Below are 14,539 nucleotides of genomic sequence, written 5' to 3'. Positions count from 1 at the left end.
ATAGGTAGGGTCGGCTCAGGGGATGGGGTAGTTGGCAATCCCCTGAACTCCATGAATACCTTGCAGTCTAAGGTTGCAAGGGGCTAGAAGGGAGAATCCCCCGGTTTCTAACCGGGGGAGTGTCAAACCCACACAGTCAAAAGGGATCCCTATCCTGAGTTAAGGGATCCCTTTTGCTTTCTAACTTTCTTCTCTGAGCTTCAGCCCAGACATAGCATCAGTAACTAGACCTAGATAACTAGGATAACTAGACCTAGATAAAAGGCATCAGTCGCTGGACTTGCTAGAGGTTTGCACATACAGGATTACCAAGAAAATAGCGGGCACCAAAATCGCCAAGATCGTGGCCAGAAGGCCCAAGTAGTTTGTTTCCATAGCTTCACATGCCGCGAACCCAACTGGCAGTCAGCATATCACTCTCAGGTACAGCTTGCGCAGAGAGGAAGAACAGAGGGCCTGTTTAGGGTTTGGTCTTGACGGAAACATCCCCCAGCACCTTGGTCTGGCAGGCGAGACGGTAATTGTCGGGTTTGCGCTTGAGTTTGCGTTCTTCCGCTGGGGTGCGTGGGGAGAGATTTTCCAAGCCCTCCACGATCTCCACCACACAGGTGCCACATTGGCCGTTGCCGCCGCAGTTCATCAGCTTGGCCATCATTTTGTAGAGATCGATCTGGTTTTCCAGCGCCTTCAACCGTAGGTTGGCGCCATCAGCGACGAAGATCTCTTGGTTTTCGTTGACGAAGTGGATCGTTGCCATAGAGTTGTTAGGCCCACTACACCTTTTAGACTGAGCTAGAAAAGCACTTGTATTTGCTAAGTATTGTTACATTTTAAGTCATGATTTTAATCTTTGTCGAGAGATCTGGGAGGATGATGCCAAACAAGACGGCATCCTGCCTGAAACCGCTCAGGTCGGTTGCGTTTCGTTATACTGTTTGATGCCCGTGATGAAGATTCTGAGAGCGATATCCTTATCGGGTGCGCTTAGGGGTTCAGGCGGGTGCGGCACCCCTCGACACTGAAGAGACTGGCTAGAGAGACTGCTCAAGTCGGGATCCCAGGTGAAGATGTTGGCTTAATTTTTGACTGGATATCGCGCAATTGTTGGAGAACGTGGAGGACCGAACTTTATGGGACTACCGTGGTATCGGGTCCATACGGTTGTACTGAATGACCCAGGTCGTCTGATCTCGGTGCACCTCATGCATACCGCTTTGGTAGCAGGTTGGGCGGGATCGATGGCGCTTTATGAAACTGCAATTTACGATCCGTCGGATCCTGTCCTGAACCCAATGTGGCGTCAGGGCATGTTTGTCATGCCGTTTATGGCTCGCCTTGGGGTAGAAAACTCCTGGGGTGGTTGGAATATTTACGGCGAGAGCGTCGCCAATGCAGGCTTCTGGACGTTTGAAGGGGTAGCCACTGCCCACATCGTCTTGTCAGGTCTGCTCTTTTTGGCTGCTTGTTGGCACTGGGTGTACTGGGATCTGGAGCTGTTCCGGGATCCCCGCACCGGTGAGCCGGCTTTGGATTTGCCGAAAATGTTTGGCATTCACCTATTGCTGGCCGGGATCCTCTGTTTTGGATTTGGTGCTTTCCACCTAACCGGGGTATTTGGCCCAGGGATGTGGGTGAGCGATCCCTATGCCACCACAGGCCATGTGCAGCCGGTGGCACCGGAATGGGGCCCTGCTGGGTTTAACCCCTACAATGCGGGCGGTGTGGTTGCCCATCACATTGCTGCTGGGATTGTCGGTATCATTGCGGGCTTGTTCCACCTCACGGTTCGTCCGCCTCAGCGTTTGTATCGTGCCCTGCGGATGGGGAATATCGAGACGGTGCTCTCTAGCTCCATTGCCGCCGTGTTTTTCGCAGGGTTTGTGGTGGCCGGTACCATGTGGTACGGCAGTGCCACGACCCCGGTGGAGCTGTTTGGCCCAACCCGCTACCAGTGGGATTCCGGCTACTACAACCAGGAAATCAACCGCCGGGTGAATGCTGCTATGGAAGCCGGTATGACCCGTAGCGAGGCCTACGATTCTCTGCCGGGATCCCTGCTGTTCTACGACTATGTGGGCAATAGCCCGGCCAAGGGTGGTTTGTTCCGCGCTGGCCCCATGAACAAAGGGGATGGCATTGCGACCGAGTGGCTGGGTTATCCTGTGTTCCGCGATCAAGAGGGGCGGGAGCTGACCGTACAGCGCTTGCCTAACTTCTTCGAGACCTTCCCCGTCATTTTGCGGGATGCCGATGGTGTGGTACGGGCAGATATTCCCTTCCGGCGAGCCGAGTCTCGCTACAGCTTTGAGCAGGTGGGGGTGACGGTTGAGTTCTTTGGCGGCAAGTTGGACGGCCAAGTCTTCACCGATCCGGCTACCGTGAAGAAATACGCCCGCAAAGCTCAGTTGGGGCAGTTGTTTGAGTTTGACCGCGAAACCCCGAAAGCGGATGGTACCTTCCATACCAGCCCAAGGGGATGGTTTACCTTTGCCCATGCGGTTTTTGCGTTGCTCTTCTTCTTCGGTCATATTTGGCATGGCGCCCGCACCCTGTTCCGGGATGTGTTTGCCGGTATTGACCCAGATATGAGCGAAGAGATGGTGGAATTTGGTGTCTTCCAAAAAGTGGGGGATCCCACCACTCGCAAAGCCCAGGAAGCCTAAGGCTCTGTTGGCCTTGCCTACTGCCGTCGGCACTCTGTTCTGAGATAGGGATGGAGTGCTGACGCTTCCGAGTTAATCTGAAATCAAGCCCATCTTAAAAAAATCCGATTCGGAGGTTTCGTATGGAAGCCATTGCCTACACCTTTATCCTGTTCCTGACTCTGGGCGTTCTGTTCTTCGCTGTTGCCTTTCGAGAAACCCCCAGGATCACCAAAAAGTAATCTGAGAGTTGTTTGAGGGAGCTAAGGCCACTGCCCAATGGGGTCTGGGATCCGACAAGTTCCCTTTCTAGCAAGCCGGCGGGGATCCCTCCGGCTTTCTTGTTCTCGGTAGGGGTGTAGATCTTTTGGCGCTCCAATTGGAATTCTCAGCATTTTGGCGGAGAACCCTTGCCCCTTGACCTTCTAAGATCACAGTGAAAGTCCACAGTTAGATAAACCATGGCGACAGTGCTGCTGGTGGAAGATGATCCCGTTAATGCCCGTGTCTTTGACAAGGTCTTGCGGCGGCGGGGTGGCTTCGAAGTCTTCCACAGTCAGAATGTGGAGCAAATTTTGCAGTTGGCCCAGGGGCATGAGGTGGATGTCATCCTCCTGGATGTTTCCCTGTCCCAAAGCACCTTTCGGGGTGAGGCGGTGGATGGGATCCGCATTGCCCAACTGTTGAAAGAAAATCCCAAGAGCAACTCCATCCCCATCATTTTGGTGACGGCCCATGCCATGCGAGGGGATCGGGAGGCCTTTTTGGCCCAGAGCGGGGCAGATGGCTATATTGCCAAGCCGGTGGTGGATCACGAAGACATGGTGAACCAGGTACGTCAGGTCTTGCCCCAGTCCTTACAGGAACCGCAGTAGGCTTGAAACCCGCTTGGATGTCCACCTGTCTAAGCTGCCAAGCCCTGCAGAATCGACTGCCAAAGGGGGATCCCATCCTGTCCTGGTAAATCTGGATCGGCGGCCCGTTCTGGGTGGGGCATTAGCCCTAGCACGCGACCGGAGGGGCTACAAAGGCCAGCAATCTGATCCAGGGATCCATTCGGGGAAACTGGGTCATAGCGAAAGACGATTTGCCCCTGATCCTGAAGCTGCTTAAGGGTGTCTGGATCACAGGTGTAGCGGCCTTCTCCATGGGCAATCGGCAGGGTAATCGTGGCTCCGGCGGGATAAGCACCCGTCCAGAGCAAGTCCTGTCGTTCGATGCGCAGGCCGACTCGGTCGCAAATAAAGTGCAGGTTAGCATTGCGCACCAGTGCCCCCGGCAGCAGGCCCGCCTCCGTCAAGATCTGAAAGCCATTGCAAATCCCCAGCACATAGCCCCCCCGCGCCACATGCTCCTGCAGGGATCCCATCACGGGGGCAAAGCGAGCGATAGCCCCGCAGCGGAGGTAATCCCCGTAGCTAAAGCCCCCTGGCAGCACCACCACATCCAACCCCGACAAATCCCGCTCTGCATACCAAATCAGGCGAGTGGGACAGCCCAGTAACCCCCGCGTTACCCAGGCTACATCTCGGTCACAGTTGGAGCCAGGAAAGACGACGATACCAAACTTAACGCTGGACATAGGGATCCCTAAAGACAATCGCAAGACCATCGGCAAGATTCATCAAGAACCGACAGGCTCCACCCGAATGGCGTAGGTCTCGATCACCGGATTGGCCAGCAGTTGATCGCACAATTCCCCCACCCGTTTCTGCGCCGTTTCCGCATCCGGAGCTTCCAGTTGCAGTTGAATATGCTTGCCGATGCGCACCTGCTGCACTTGGGTATGGCCCAACTGATGCAAGCTGGACTGCACCGCTACCCCGGCGGGATCCAGCACAGAGGGGCGCAGGTGGATCTGGATTTGAGCCTGGAACTGCATAGAATGAATGTTGGATCTGCTACAAGTGTAGCAGCCACACTGTCACGGCTTTGGGTCAAAACATGGATGCATTGCGAGTGGTGGCCATTGCCCAAAACGTTTTCCGGGAAACAATTCGGGATCGGATCCTCTACCTGGTGATGCTCTTTGCCGTGGTCATGCTGGGAGCCATTGTTTTGCTCCCGCAGGTGGCCAACCAAGCCCACAACAAAATCATTGCGGATCTGGGGCTGGCGGCGATTCATTTTCTCGGCTTGATTGTGGCGATCTTCGTTGGCACGGGGTTGGTCAACAAGGAAATCGAAAAACGCACCGTCTATGTGTTGATCGCCAAACCGATGAGCCGAGCGGAGTTTATCGTTGGTAAGCATCTGGGGCTAGCAGCCTTGTTGTCGGTGCTGCTGGCAATCATGACGGCTATTTTCCTGCTGGGCCTGTGGCTGGTACAGGCGGAGATTCCCCTGTTGGCCATTCTCTGGGCGGCAGTGTTTATCTTCCTGGAACTGGTGCTGATTGTGGCGGCAGCGCTGCTGTTTGGGGTGTTTACCTCCTCGATTTTGGCTACCCTCTACACGATTGCCCTTTTTCTCATGGGACACGCCAGCCGTGCCCTGCTGCAACTGAGCAATTTGGTAGAGGATAGCGGATTGAGCAAGGTGTTCGAGGTGATTTACTTGGTCTTGCCGGATCTGGAACGCCTGAATCTGAGAGATGCCGCTGTTTACGGACAAATTCCACTGCCGGGAGAATTGCTAGGGGATGCCTTCTATGGCTTGGTTTATACAATCCTGCTGCTCATCCTGGCGGTGTTGGTGTTTGCACGGCGTCAATTTTGATTGTGCGCCCAGTTTGCGCCCAAATCTTGAAATTTTGCTCCTTTATTCCCTCCCCTCATGCGGTTTTTTCATTTTCATACCCCTGAACAGGTGCCCCTGTCCGGGATCCCTGATTGTGCGGTGGCCATCGATGTGTTGCGAGCCACCACCACTATTGCCACGGCGCTGGCGGCTGGAGCAGAAGCGGTACAGGTGTTTGCCCACTTGCAACAGCTCCAGGAGGTGAGCCAAAGCTGGCCGGCCCCCAAGCGGCTGTTGGCGGGGGAACGGGGAGGCAAAACCGTGGCAGGTTTTGATCTGGGAAATTCTCCCCTGGACTACACACCGGAACGGGTTCGGGACAAGCGCATTTTTATGAGTACCACCAACGGTACCCGCAGTCTGCAACGGGTGGAAGGGATCCCGGTGGTGATTACGGCAGCCCTGGTGAACCTAGGAGCTGTGGAGGCTTTTCTGAAAGCAGAGGGGTTTGAGGAGGTGTGGCTGGTGGGATCCGGCTGGGAAGGGGCTTTTTCTTTGGAAGACACCGTCTGTGCCGGGGGGATTTTACATCGCCTGGGGTGTCAGAACCATCTGGAGCAACTGGGCAACGATGAGGCGGTTGCCGCCTTGGCCCTATATCAGACTTGGCAGGGGAATCTGCTGCAATTGTTGCGGTGCTCCAGTCATGGGCAACGGCTTTTGGGGATTGGGCCGGAGAATGAGACGGATCTGGCCTACTGTGCCGATGTGGATCGCTTGGCAGTGGTACCCCGACAGGTGCAGCCGGGGATCTTGGCCAGCGTTAGCTAGGTTAATAGGCCAATCGATTCCGTGATTCCCCTAACTACCCCGTGGGTTGAGAGGGAGGGTCAATGTCCATCCGAACAGGGCCCCTGACAAGTTTTTCTTGGCGCTGGTGCTTGGCCAGTGGGTTGGGGGGTGCTGTAGCAGGATGGCTGGAGGGATCCGGCTGGCAGTTTTCGGCCACGCTGCTGCTTTTGGGGTTTACCGTTGGCTTGGCTCAGAACCTTTGCTGGGTTGGTTTCCGTTCTCCCGTGGGACTTCCCCAGGTTGTAGGATCCCATCCCCGATTGGGTTGGCGTTGGCTGGTCATTACGGGCATGGACTGGATCGTGACAGGATGGGTTGGGGTGGCTGGCTTACGGTGGGATAACCGGCTTCTGGCTGGCTCAATTTGGCGGGATCCTTCTGGACAAGCCTCCGGCTAATCCTGACTAAAGTCCTCTGCCTGATGCTCTGAGGATTTCAATCCCCTCCAGGGCTAGGGGGCAAATCAAACAGAACTGTGTTCATATAGCGCTCTGCCCATTCGGGGCCAAAGGCTTTTTCCAAGACGCGGCGGGTACGGTCATTTTGCTGTTGCTGGCTGCAGTAGCGGTGTTGCCCTTGGTAGTTGGCCAGAATCTGGCTGGGATCCGTCTGGGGGGGGATTTCTTGGGCAAGCTGACAGTGAATGGCCAGGTAGCGGCTGGCTAAGGCCAGGAATTGATCCGCTTCTTCGGCATCACTGGGGCGAATAAACAGACAATAGGGGGAGAAAATACTCCCCCACTGGGGTAGCTCTCGCCGGTGCTGAAACAGGGCCAAGCGGGATCCGAGGGCTTCTAATGCCTGGACGTAAGGTTCCGGCAAGCTGGGGGTGACCGGAGATAAATCGACAATGGCGGCGCTGACCTGCCCCCGACCGGCCACAATGTCACAGCCAAACATCGGCAGCGGGTACTGCGGCTGCGGGAACATGACGCAATGGAGAATATCTAGGTTTTGTCCGGCACGGGCCAGCTCAAGGTGCAGCTTGCGAAAGGGATCCCCTTGGTAGCAGCGGTTTTCGATTTGCAATTTCTCTCCATCCAGGCGACCTTCCACATAGCCCAGATCCTGCGGCAGATCATAGGGTGCGAGGGTGAGATTGGATCCCCAAATGTTCAGGATCGCCTCCGACAGGCGCTGAATCAGAGGATGCAGTTGAGTTTGTAGAGCAGGCGCGGTGAGCATGAAAAAAATAGAAACCAGAATAGAAACCAGCAGGGGATCCCTTTTCCACTATCCCACCCTTTCGCCAAGGGGATCCCAATCCATTTGCCGGAGGGGGCAAGTTATCACTCTAGTTATTCCCGTACCGCTCCTGCCGTCAGCCCCCGCACATAGTAGCGCTGCAAACCCAAGGCCAGGAGCAACACCGGCAACACCGCAATGACCCCAAGAGCGCTCATCCGTCCCCAGGCCACCTCATAGGTGCTAAACGCTTCCAGGATGCCTAGGGTTAAAAGGCGGGTGCGCACCCCCGACAGCACCAGCGGGCTAAAAAAGTCGTTCCAGGAAAAGATCAATCCCAACAGGCTAACGGTGATCACCCCCGGCAATGATAACGGCAACGCCACCCGCCAAAACGCCCCCCAGCGGCTACAGCCATCCACCAATGCTGCTTCCTCCAACACCTGTGGCATGCCCACAAAAAAGCCACGCATGAACCAAGCGACGAAGGTGATCTTAAACACACTCTGCAACAGAATCAGCCCAGTGTAGCTATCCAGTAGGCGCAGATCTCGCATCATCAAATAGAAGGGCAACAGCAACGCAATCGGCGGGAACAGGCGGATCCCCAACAATGCCAGGGCCAACCCATTTGCCCAACTGCCCGGTTGACGGGCCAACCCATAGCCCGCCGGGATCCCCAACAGGAGCGCCAGCAGTGTGGATCCCACCGAGACAATGAGAGTATTGAGCAAGTAACGGGCCACCGGCACCTCCTGCCACAGCGCCCGGTAGTTTTCCCAGCTGGGCCGAAAGGATTGAAATAAGTTAATGGTTTGGGATCCCTGGCCGGTTTTGAGGGAGATGAGCAGCATCCACCCCAGCGGCAATAGGAACACCAGCAGCACCAACGCCACCAGCCCATACAGGAGCAGAGGGTACAGCCAACGAAGGGGACGTTTGACCGCGTGTCGGGGATCCCAGACGAACCTGGAGCCTACCTCGCTAGCCGTTGTCGGTACTTGTTCCGGCTTCTCCAGCAGCTTCATGGCGCGCGATCCCCCCAGCCCACAACCCAGCCGTAAAGGGCCAAGAATACCGACACAATTCCCATCAGCAGTACCGACAGCGCTGCCCCATAGCCCACATCAAAAAAGGTCAGGCCGACTTTGAAAATGTGGTAGTTGAGCACCTCGGTGGCTCGCCCCGGCCCACCGCCCGTGATCACAAACACCGAGTCGAAGATCTTAAACAGCTCCATCGCCCGCAGCAGCAGTGCCACCGTCAATACCGGCCTCAGCAGTGGCAAAGAGATGTAACGAAATCCTTGCCAGCCATTGGCCCCATCCAGTTGAGCCGCTTGCAAGAGTTCCGGGGGTTGGCTTTGTAGACCGGCAAAAAGGGTAATCGCCAGTAGAGGTGTCCACTGCCAGATATCCACCCAAATTAAAGCCCAGAGAGCGGTGTGGGCTTCTCCCACTAACCCGCGCCCCAACGGGATCCCCAATCCCCTCAACAGTTGCGACACCAAGCCAAAATCCGGGTTGTACAGCGCCCGCCACACCAAGGCCGCCACCACTGGGGCCAGCGCCATCGGCGTTAATAACAAAGCCCGCACCCAAGCCATACCGGGCAGCCGCTGATCCAACAACACCGCAATCCCCAACCCCAGGATCAACTCCAGTCCAGAAGCTACGCCGACAAAGAGTAGCGTATTCCCCAGGGATCCCAGCACCTGAGGATCCTGCAGTGCCTGGAGATAATTTTGCAGACCCACAAAAGCCCTAGAGCCCGTGGGATCCGTCAATCGATACCGAAACAGGGAAATGACCAGCGCGTATCCCAGCGGGTAGAGGGCAAAGGCCAGCAAAAAGGCCAAGGCAGGCAACGTCCAAGTCAGAAGCCCCCAGCGCTTCAAAAGCTTACCCACTAAAGGTATCGATGGTGCCTCCCCCCCCAAGAGGCGGGACTGCTTGCTCAACCTTCTTTGCCCCCGGAAATGGTAGGTTGCCCAGACTTTATTCTGCTCATCCCGTCAGGGTGCTGTCGGCTCAACAAACCCTACCCCTGCTCCAGCAAAGATCGCAATGTGTCCAGATACTCGTTGATGTTGCGCCGGTTGCCACCGAAATCGTATTCCCCAACCCGGCCTACGGAAGTTATCTGCAGACGAGTCTGACCGGGATCCCCTTCCACCGGGGACAACGAGACGGTGATATCATCCACGAACTTAAAAAAGTTGGTGCGGGAAATCCCTTTCACTTCCATAGCCTGGGTATCCACGGATCCCAGCTCTCCCCGTTTCCATACCTGGAAGGCTTGTTCAGCCGCTTTTAAGACCTGCTCAGGACTGGCGGGGAGCACGACCTCCTGTTGCGCACGATTGTTGGGAGATCCGCCCAAAGTAGCAGCTTGTACCGCCGGGATCCCGTTGGATCCCATGAGGGCAAACAGCAGCACAGCCAACAGCAACACAGGTTTCCAGAAAGACATGAGTGCAAGGTTGGAGGAGTTTACATCTCTTATTATTATCCCCCAGGGTTTCCAGCCTACAGCCCTCAAGACAGGTTCAAACCACAGGCCTGTTTCAACCAGGCAGCCTCTTCTGCCTCCAGGGTGGCGTGGTGCAGCTCGTAAACCTGCTGGTGGTAGCGATGAATCCAGTCTGTTTGGGCCCTGTCCAGTCGCCCCCAGTCGATCAACCGACAATCAAACGGGATCCAGGTGAGAGAGCGAAAGCCCATCCATCCTTCTGGCTCCGGCATGGCTACCACTTCGTAGAGGTTCTCGACGCGGATCCCGCCCCATCCCGGCAGGTAGTAGCCCGGTTCAATGCTGGTGATCATGCCCACCTTGAGGGCAGTGTTGGCCCGTCGATGGATCCCGTTTGGCCCCTCATGCACATTTAAGAAGGCCCCTACCCCATGTCCGGTACCGTGGCCGTAGTCCAATCCGGCGTGCCAAAGGCTAGAACGGGTGATGCCATCCAAAGAAGCTCCGTAGGTATCCGGCGGGAAAATCTGGCGGGCACATTGAATATGGGCTTTGAGCACCTCTGTGTAGCGGAGTTGGTGCACCGGATCCGCTGTCCCTTGGCCAATCCAAACGGTACGGGTATCGTCGGTGGTTCCCCCTTCGTATTGGGATCCCGAATCCAGCAGGAAAAGTTCACCCACCTGCAAAAGTTTGTCGGGATTCGGGGTGCCGTAGTGGATAATCGAGCTATTGGGGCCAGCTCCGGCAATGGTATTGAAACTCAAGCCCCGCCACTGGCCTTCCTCCCGGTAGTGTCGTTCCATGGTGGCTGCCACATCGGCTTCACTAACCGGGATCCCTTGTTGGATTTGCCGGTCGATCCAGGCCAAGGTGCGAATTTTGGCTCGACTGGCCTTGCGATTGGCCTGCCGCATCTGCTCCAGTTCCACCGGATTTTTGATTGCTTTCAGGGCCTCGACCGGGTGATCCAGCTCCCGACAGGCCACATCCTGCAATAGATCCTGGGTCCCTTGGGTGGTGTGTTTGGCATCCAGCCCCACCGGAGCATCGCTTCTGGCCCAGAGAGGCAAGTGTTCCGCGTAGCTGTCATAGGGCAAGACTTCCACCCCCGCCTCTTGCAAACTCAGCTGGGCTTCTGGAGTCAGCCGCTCTACGTCGGTAAAAAGAGCTGTCTTTTGGGCACTGACCAAGCCATAGGCCCGAAACACCGGATTGTAGGGAATATCCGATCCCCGCAGGTTAAACAGCCAGGCCACTTGATCCAACTTGGTGAGGGGCAACAACCCAACTCGTTTTTGCTGCATGTGTTGTCGGACTTGGCTCAGCTTCTCGGCAATCGTGGCTCCGCTCAGGCTGATGGGCACTGCATAAATCGGTTGGGTAAAAGGCTTTGATACTTCCTCAGAGGCTTCAGATCCAGGTACGGATCCCTGCCGCACCCTATCCACTAGGTTTTCTGAGGTGGGAATCAGCAACACCCCTCCTGCCTGAGTATGGGTTTTCAGTTGTCGATACGTAGCCACCGAAACCGTGAAGGGATCCACCCCCAAGCGAAAACCGGATCCCAGCGCTTCGATGATCTCCATCAAGCTCGGCTGATCCGGCAAGCCAGATTTGATCAGGGTAAAGAGGCTCAGATCCACTTCCTGCTCAGCTTGTTCGTGATAGCGGGGATCCACCAGCAGCCAGGCTTTATCCCGACCCACGAGGGCATCGCCCGCCGAACCGGTAAAGCCCGTGATCCACTGCCGCCGCTTGCGATGGTTCGGCAAATATTCGTTCAAATGCTCATCGGCCGAGGGCACCAAAAATCCATCCAGACCCTTTTCTTGCAAAAGCTGCCGCAACTGCTGTAGGCGGGCGGGAATCTCTAAGCGGGGCAAGGTTTGAGTCATGGCCGAGCCAGGTGAGCACTAGGTTCACAATCTTAAACGAATTCCCCAAAAGGGTGTTGGCTGTTGGCAGGCTTGGGATCCACCTTCAACAACTCGAACCAAAGCCCCGTCCGGCGAAGCGATCCTCGATCCAACCCAACGTGACCAGGCTAGATTCATTGCGGGTGTCGTGCCCCACCCCTGGCCAGCGCATAAACTGCACCGCCTCCCCAGCCTTAGACTTCCTCAGGAAATCCAGCTTCCCGCCAACTCCGGATCCCGCCGTCCATGGAGATCACGTTTAGATAGCCCATCTTTTTCAGGTTGTCGGCTGCCAGAGCGGAGCGAAACCCTCCCCCACAATAAAGGACGATCTCAGCCTCTTTATCGGGGATTGCAGTTTCAATATCCCGCTCAATAATTCCCTTGCCCAAATGGATAGCCCCGGCAGCATGACCCGCTTGCCATTCCGATTCTTCCCGCACATCCACAAAGTAGAAGGGATCCCCTTGTAGCTGTTTCTGCCGCACCTGTTCAACAGTCAGCTCTTGGATGCGGCTTTTGGCATCGTTAACCAAGGCAAGAAAGGCAGGAGAGTGATGGGGAGCCATGAGGAATTTGCTTTTGGATAAACTTCGTGAGCTAGAGCCTACCTTCTGGATCTTAAGCGCTGCAAGGCTAGACTGGAATGCAGATTTGCTTGCTGGAGGCCCCGGTTTGAGCTCCCCATTTGTCGGTTTGCAACAGCTTTTCACCCTCACCTCTGCCCTAGGTCTGGGGATCCTGTTCGCGGCAGTCTTTCCCATAGAGGTTCTAGCCCAGCCAGCCCCGACACAACTGGAAGGCGGGATCCAACGCCAAGTCTTGAATCCCCCCCCCAAAGCTCTCATTGATCTGCTCAATCAGCAGATCGAAGCGGCCAATCGGCGGGACTTAGCAGGGGTCATGGCCACCTACAGTCCTGAATTCCGGCATCGGGATGGCCTGGATCGAGAGGGTGTGGAACGTGCCATCCAAGCGCTTTGGGACAACCACCCGGATCTCACTTACTCCGCACAAATTGAGTCCTGGCGGCAGGTCGGCCCGGATATCATTGCCGATGTCTCCAGCCAACTGAGGGGATCCCAGGCTTCGGTACGCGGTAGTTTTCAGGTGGAAGCCTCAACCTTGGTGCGCAATCGCTATCGCCCGGATCCGGCTAATCCTGAACAACTGCTGTTGATCGACCAAGAAGTCTTACGAGAAGCGAGCACCCTCACCTCCGGCTCGGCTCCCCCCACCGTCACCCTAAATCTGCCGGATGTGGTCAAGCCAGGTTCCACCTATTCCTTGCAGGCAATTGTGGCGGAACCTCTGACCCGTTCGTTGCTCTTGGGAGCGGTTACGGAACAACCCATCACCCCTTCTGGCTACCCTGCGGTGACCTCCTTCCCCCTTGAGCCCCTACAGGCAGGTGGGATTTTCCGGCAAGCGGATGCCCCAAAGGAACCCGGTGCAGAGTGGATCTCCGTCATGTTGGTAAACCAAACCGGCGTTACCCTAGAGAGCCGCCGCCTTACCGTCAGTGACCGCCTTGCCCTGGAGGGATCCCTGGCAGCCCCAGCCAGCCCTTAAAGAATCTTCATTAAGCAGGGATGGTCTTTGGGGTAATCTGTGCTGTCAGTTGTGCTCTTCAAGGCAGGAAACCATGCGTTCTTCAGCTCACCTGCTCTGCTTTTTGGTGCTGGGGCTCTTTTTGGTTGGTTGCAGCGGTGGCAACTCGGTTGGTGCTCCAGTGGTGGATCGGCAAACCCCTGCCCCCAGGGGCAACTGATCCCTCAAGCAAATAATAAATGACAATGATAAATCTAATCTAAGGATCCCTACCTAGATTCGATTCGTCCCAGTGTTCCGCCTGTACTGCGCCTCAAGGCTATTCTAAAGTAACAAGTTCTTAACAGAGGTACAGCAGTGACGGATGCTTTGCTCCGCCGTTTGGATGTTGCCTCCGAGGCAGCCCTAGAGGCAGCGGCTCTGTTGCGCAGCTATGGGGGTAATTCCTTGACCGTTGAAGAAAAACGACCGGGGGATTTGGTGACTGCAGCGGACCGAGCTTCTGAAGACTTGATCTTAAAAATTCTCAGGCGGCACTTTCCGGAAGATGTCATCTTAACGGAGGAATCCGGCCAACAGGGATCCGCCCAGGGTCTCTACGCTTGGATGATCGATCCGTTGGATGGCACCACCAACTTTGCCCACGGTTATCCCTTTGCTGCCGTCTCCATTGGTCTGTTGCAAAGCCGAGAACCCGTTTTGGGGGTAATCTGCGATGTGTTTCGGGGGGATCTGTTTCGGGCCGGCCAAGGGATGGGGGCCACCCGCAACCACAAGCCCATCCAAGTTTCCACCACTAAAGAGTTATCCCATAGCCTGCTGGTGACCGGGTTTGCCTACGACCGCCGCGAAACCCCAGACAACAATTATGCTGAGTTCTGCCATTTCACCCATCTCACCCAAGGGGTACGCCGGGGTGGATCAGCGGCTCTGGATTTGGCCTATGTGGCCACGGGTCAGTTGGATGGTTACTGGGAACGGGGCCTCTCCCCTTGGGATATTGCGGCAGGGATCGTCTTGGTTCGGGAAGCTGGGGGTAAGGTGACCGCCTATGATGGCAGCCCGGTGGATGTTTATAGTGGCAGACTGCTGGCCAGCAATGGCTGGTTGCACAGCGCAATGCAGCAGGAACTGGCCCAGGTACGGCCCTTGCCGGTTTCGTTTCCAGTGGGGGGGATCCCGAAGCAACCTGGAAAAGATTGAGAAGATTGAGATCATTAGTGTCTCATTGGTGTCGAG

The 14,539-nt window shown here is 56.1% G+C and carries 19 protein-coding genes; 9 read left to right on the top strand and 10 right to left on the bottom strand.

Features of this window, described 5'->3' with window-relative positions; translation table 11 throughout:
• Nucleotides 1-267: 267 nt before the first annotated feature.
• Nucleotides 268-375 (bottom strand): photosystem II reaction center protein PsbM, encoded by a 108-nt coding sequence (gene psbM / locus JX360_RS10695; RefSeq protein WP_244350653.1) that lies wholly within the window; start codon nucleotides 373-375, stop codon nucleotides 268-270.
• Nucleotides 376-460: 85 nt separating this feature from the next.
• On the bottom strand, nucleotides 461-757 hold the full coding sequence (locus tag JX360_RS10690) for a 2Fe-2S iron-sulfur cluster-binding protein (protein WP_244350652.1): 297 nt from the start codon (nucleotides 755-757) through the stop codon (nucleotides 461-463).
• Nucleotides 758-1,130: 373 nt separating this feature from the next.
• Between JX360_RS10690 and psbB the strand changes: the two genes are divergently transcribed.
• The 3 genes from psbB to JX360_RS10675 all read left to right on the top strand — a co-directional run bounded on the left by psbB (nucleotide 1,131) and on the right by JX360_RS10675 (nucleotide 3,517).
• Nucleotides 1,131-2,663: a photosystem II chlorophyll-binding protein CP47 gene (gene psbB / locus JX360_RS10685; RefSeq protein WP_244350651.1), complete on the top strand. Its 1,533-nt coding sequence runs from the start codon at nucleotides 1,131-1,133 to the stop codon at nucleotides 2,661-2,663.
• 122 nt (nucleotides 2,664-2,785) lie between these two features.
• A complete protein-coding gene (locus tag JX360_RS10680; protein WP_244350650.1) occupies nucleotides 2,786-2,884 on the top strand; it encodes a photosystem II reaction center protein T in 99 nt (32 codons plus the stop codon).
• 219 nt (nucleotides 2,885-3,103) lie between these two features.
• Nucleotides 3,104-3,517, top strand: coding sequence for a response regulator (locus JX360_RS10675; protein ID WP_244350649.1), 414 nt, complete (start codon nucleotides 3,104-3,106; stop codon nucleotides 3,515-3,517).
• Between the two features lie 29 nt (nucleotides 3,518-3,546).
• On the opposite strand, the gene purQ is transcribed toward JX360_RS10675, so the two are convergent.
• Both purQ and purS read right to left on the bottom strand, forming a co-directional pair.
• A complete protein-coding gene (gene purQ / locus JX360_RS10670; RefSeq protein ID WP_244350648.1) occupies nucleotides 3,547-4,224 on the bottom strand; it encodes a phosphoribosylformylglycinamidine synthase subunit PurQ in 678 nt (225 codons plus the stop codon).
• 42 nt (nucleotides 4,225-4,266) lie between these two features.
• Nucleotides 4,267-4,524, bottom strand: coding sequence for a phosphoribosylformylglycinamidine synthase subunit PurS (purS, locus tag JX360_RS10665; RefSeq protein WP_244350647.1), 258 nt, complete (start codon nucleotides 4,522-4,524; stop codon nucleotides 4,267-4,269).
• Between the two features lie 62 nt (nucleotides 4,525-4,586).
• On the opposite strand from purS, the gene JX360_RS10660 reads away from it, so the two are divergent.
• The 3 genes from JX360_RS10660 to JX360_RS10650 all read left to right on the top strand — a co-directional run bounded on the left by JX360_RS10660 (nucleotide 4,587) and on the right by JX360_RS10650 (nucleotide 6,571).
• The gene (locus JX360_RS10660; protein ID WP_244350646.1) at nucleotides 4,587-5,360 is read left to right on the top strand and encodes an ABC transporter permease; all 774 of its coding nucleotides are present in this window, start codon (nucleotides 4,587-4,589) and stop codon (nucleotides 5,358-5,360) included.
• A gap of 57 nt (nucleotides 5,361-5,417) precedes the next feature.
• Nucleotides 5,418-6,152, top strand: coding sequence for a 2-phosphosulfolactate phosphatase family protein (locus JX360_RS10655; RefSeq protein ID WP_244350645.1), 735 nt, complete (start codon nucleotides 5,418-5,420; stop codon nucleotides 6,150-6,152).
• Between the two features lie 62 nt (nucleotides 6,153-6,214).
• On the top strand, nucleotides 6,215-6,571 hold the full coding sequence (locus JX360_RS10650) for a hypothetical protein (RefSeq protein WP_244350644.1): 357 nt from the start codon (nucleotides 6,215-6,217) through the stop codon (nucleotides 6,569-6,571).
• Nucleotides 6,572-6,608: 37 nt separating this feature from the next.
• Here JX360_RS10650 and JX360_RS10645 read toward each other — a convergent pair whose 3' ends face one another.
• The 6 genes from JX360_RS10645 to JX360_RS10620 form a co-directional block, all read right to left on the bottom strand.
• Nucleotides 6,609-7,358 (bottom strand): phycocyanobilin:ferredoxin oxidoreductase, encoded by a 750-nt coding sequence (locus tag JX360_RS10645; RefSeq protein ID WP_244350643.1) that lies wholly within the window; start codon nucleotides 7,356-7,358, stop codon nucleotides 6,609-6,611.
• Between the two features lie 113 nt (nucleotides 7,359-7,471).
• The gene (locus JX360_RS10640) at nucleotides 7,472-8,386 is read right to left on the bottom strand and encodes a carbohydrate ABC transporter permease (protein ID WP_244350642.1); all 915 of its coding nucleotides are present in this window, start codon (nucleotides 8,384-8,386) and stop codon (nucleotides 7,472-7,474) included.
• Entirely contained in the window at nucleotides 8,383-9,267 is an 885-nt protein-coding gene (locus JX360_RS10635; RefSeq protein ID WP_244350641.1) for a carbohydrate ABC transporter permease, read from the bottom strand. Before JX360_RS10635 ends, JX360_RS10640 begins: the two co-directional genes overlap by 4 nt.
• Nucleotides 9,268-9,398: 131 nt before the next feature.
• Nucleotides 9,399-9,812 carry a DUF1499 domain-containing protein gene (locus JX360_RS10630; protein ID WP_244350640.1) on the bottom strand — a complete coding sequence of 138 codons (414 nt, stop codon included), beginning with the start codon at nucleotides 9,810-9,812 and terminating at the stop codon, nucleotides 9,399-9,401.
• An 83-nt stretch (nucleotides 9,813-9,895) separates the two neighbouring features.
• Nucleotides 9,896-11,728, bottom strand: a complete 1,833-nt coding sequence (locus JX360_RS10625) for an aminopeptidase P family protein (protein ID WP_244350639.1) — start codon at nucleotides 11,726-11,728, stop codon at nucleotides 9,896-9,898.
• Between the two features lie 215 nt (nucleotides 11,729-11,943).
• Complete coding sequence (locus tag JX360_RS10620) at nucleotides 11,944-12,318, bottom strand: rhodanese-like domain-containing protein (protein WP_244350638.1); 375 nt, start codon at nucleotides 12,316-12,318, stop codon at nucleotides 11,944-11,946.
• A gap of 106 nt (nucleotides 12,319-12,424) precedes the next feature.
• Here JX360_RS10620 and JX360_RS10615 point away from each other — a divergent pair, with 106 nt between their 5' ends.
• The 3 genes from JX360_RS10615 (at nucleotide 12,425) to JX360_RS10610 (ending at nucleotide 14,503) form a co-directional block, all read left to right on the top strand.
• Nucleotides 12,425-13,321, top strand: a complete 897-nt coding sequence (locus tag JX360_RS10615; RefSeq protein WP_244350637.1) for a nuclear transport factor 2 family protein — start codon at nucleotides 12,425-12,427, stop codon at nucleotides 13,319-13,321.
• 73 nt (nucleotides 13,322-13,394) lie between these two features.
• A complete protein-coding gene (locus JX360_RS17600) occupies nucleotides 13,395-13,520 on the top strand; it encodes a hypothetical protein (RefSeq protein ID WP_279611422.1) in 126 nt (41 codons plus the stop codon).
• A 137-nt stretch (nucleotides 13,521-13,657) separates the two neighbouring features.
• Complete coding sequence (locus JX360_RS10610) at nucleotides 13,658-14,503, top strand: inositol monophosphatase family protein (protein ID WP_244350636.1); 846 nt, start codon at nucleotides 13,658-13,660, stop codon at nucleotides 14,501-14,503.
• The last annotated feature ends 36 nt before the right edge of the window (nucleotides 14,504-14,539 follow it).

The sequence above is a fragment of the Thermostichus vulcanus str. 'Rupite' genome, assembly GCF_022848905.1.
Classification (GTDB): Bacteria; Cyanobacteriota; Cyanobacteriia; order Thermostichales; family Thermostichaceae; genus Thermostichus; species Thermostichus vulcanus_A.
Note: the sequence above shows the minus strand (reverse complement) of the source record. Positions and strands in the feature narration are given on the sequence as shown.

Excerpts from the sequence above, each read along its gene's own strand:
- psbM (WP_244350653.1), bottom strand. The coding sequence starts at position 375 with ATGGAAACAAACTACTTGGGCCTTCTGGCCACGATCTTGGCGATTTTG.
- JX360_RS10690 (WP_244350652.1), bottom strand. The coding sequence starts at position 757 with ATGGCAACGATCCACTTCGTCAACGAAAACCAAGAGATCTTCGTCGCT.
- psbB (WP_244350651.1), top strand. The coding sequence starts at position 1,131 with ATGGGACTACCGTGGTATCGGGTCCATACGGTTGTACTGAATGACCCA.
- JX360_RS10680 (WP_244350650.1), top strand. The coding sequence starts at position 2,786 with ATGGAAGCCATTGCCTACACCTTTATCCTGTTCCTGACTCTGGGCGTT.
- JX360_RS10675 (WP_244350649.1), top strand. The coding sequence starts at position 3,104 with ATGGCGACAGTGCTGCTGGTGGAAGATGATCCCGTTAATGCCCGTGTC.
- purQ (WP_244350648.1), bottom strand. The coding sequence starts at position 4,224 with ATGTCCAGCGTTAAGTTTGGTATCGTCGTCTTTCCTGGCTCCAACTGT.
- purS (WP_244350647.1), bottom strand. The coding sequence starts at position 4,524 with ATGCAGTTCCAGGCTCAAATCCAGATCCACCTGCGCCCCTCTGTGCTG.
- JX360_RS10660 (WP_244350646.1), top strand. The coding sequence starts at position 4,587 with ATGGATGCATTGCGAGTGGTGGCCATTGCCCAAAACGTTTTCCGGGAA.
- JX360_RS10655 (WP_244350645.1), top strand. The coding sequence starts at position 5,418 with ATGCGGTTTTTTCATTTTCATACCCCTGAACAGGTGCCCCTGTCCGGG.
- JX360_RS10650 (WP_244350644.1), top strand. The coding sequence starts at position 6,215 with ATGTCCATCCGAACAGGGCCCCTGACAAGTTTTTCTTGGCGCTGGTGC.
- JX360_RS10645 (WP_244350643.1), bottom strand. The coding sequence starts at position 7,358 with ATGCTCACCGCGCCTGCTCTACAAACTCAACTGCATCCTCTGATTCAG.
- JX360_RS10640 (WP_244350642.1), bottom strand. The coding sequence starts at position 8,386 with ATGAAGCTGCTGGAGAAGCCGGAACAAGTACCGACAACGGCTAGCGAG.
- JX360_RS10625 (WP_244350639.1), bottom strand. The coding sequence starts at position 11,728 with ATGACTCAAACCTTGCCCCGCTTAGAGATTCCCGCCCGCCTACAGCAG.
- JX360_RS10620 (WP_244350638.1), bottom strand. The coding sequence starts at position 12,318 with ATGGCTCCCCATCACTCTCCTGCCTTTCTTGCCTTGGTTAACGATGCC.
- JX360_RS17600 (WP_279611422.1), top strand. The coding sequence starts at position 13,395 with ATGCGTTCTTCAGCTCACCTGCTCTGCTTTTTGGTGCTGGGGCTCTTT.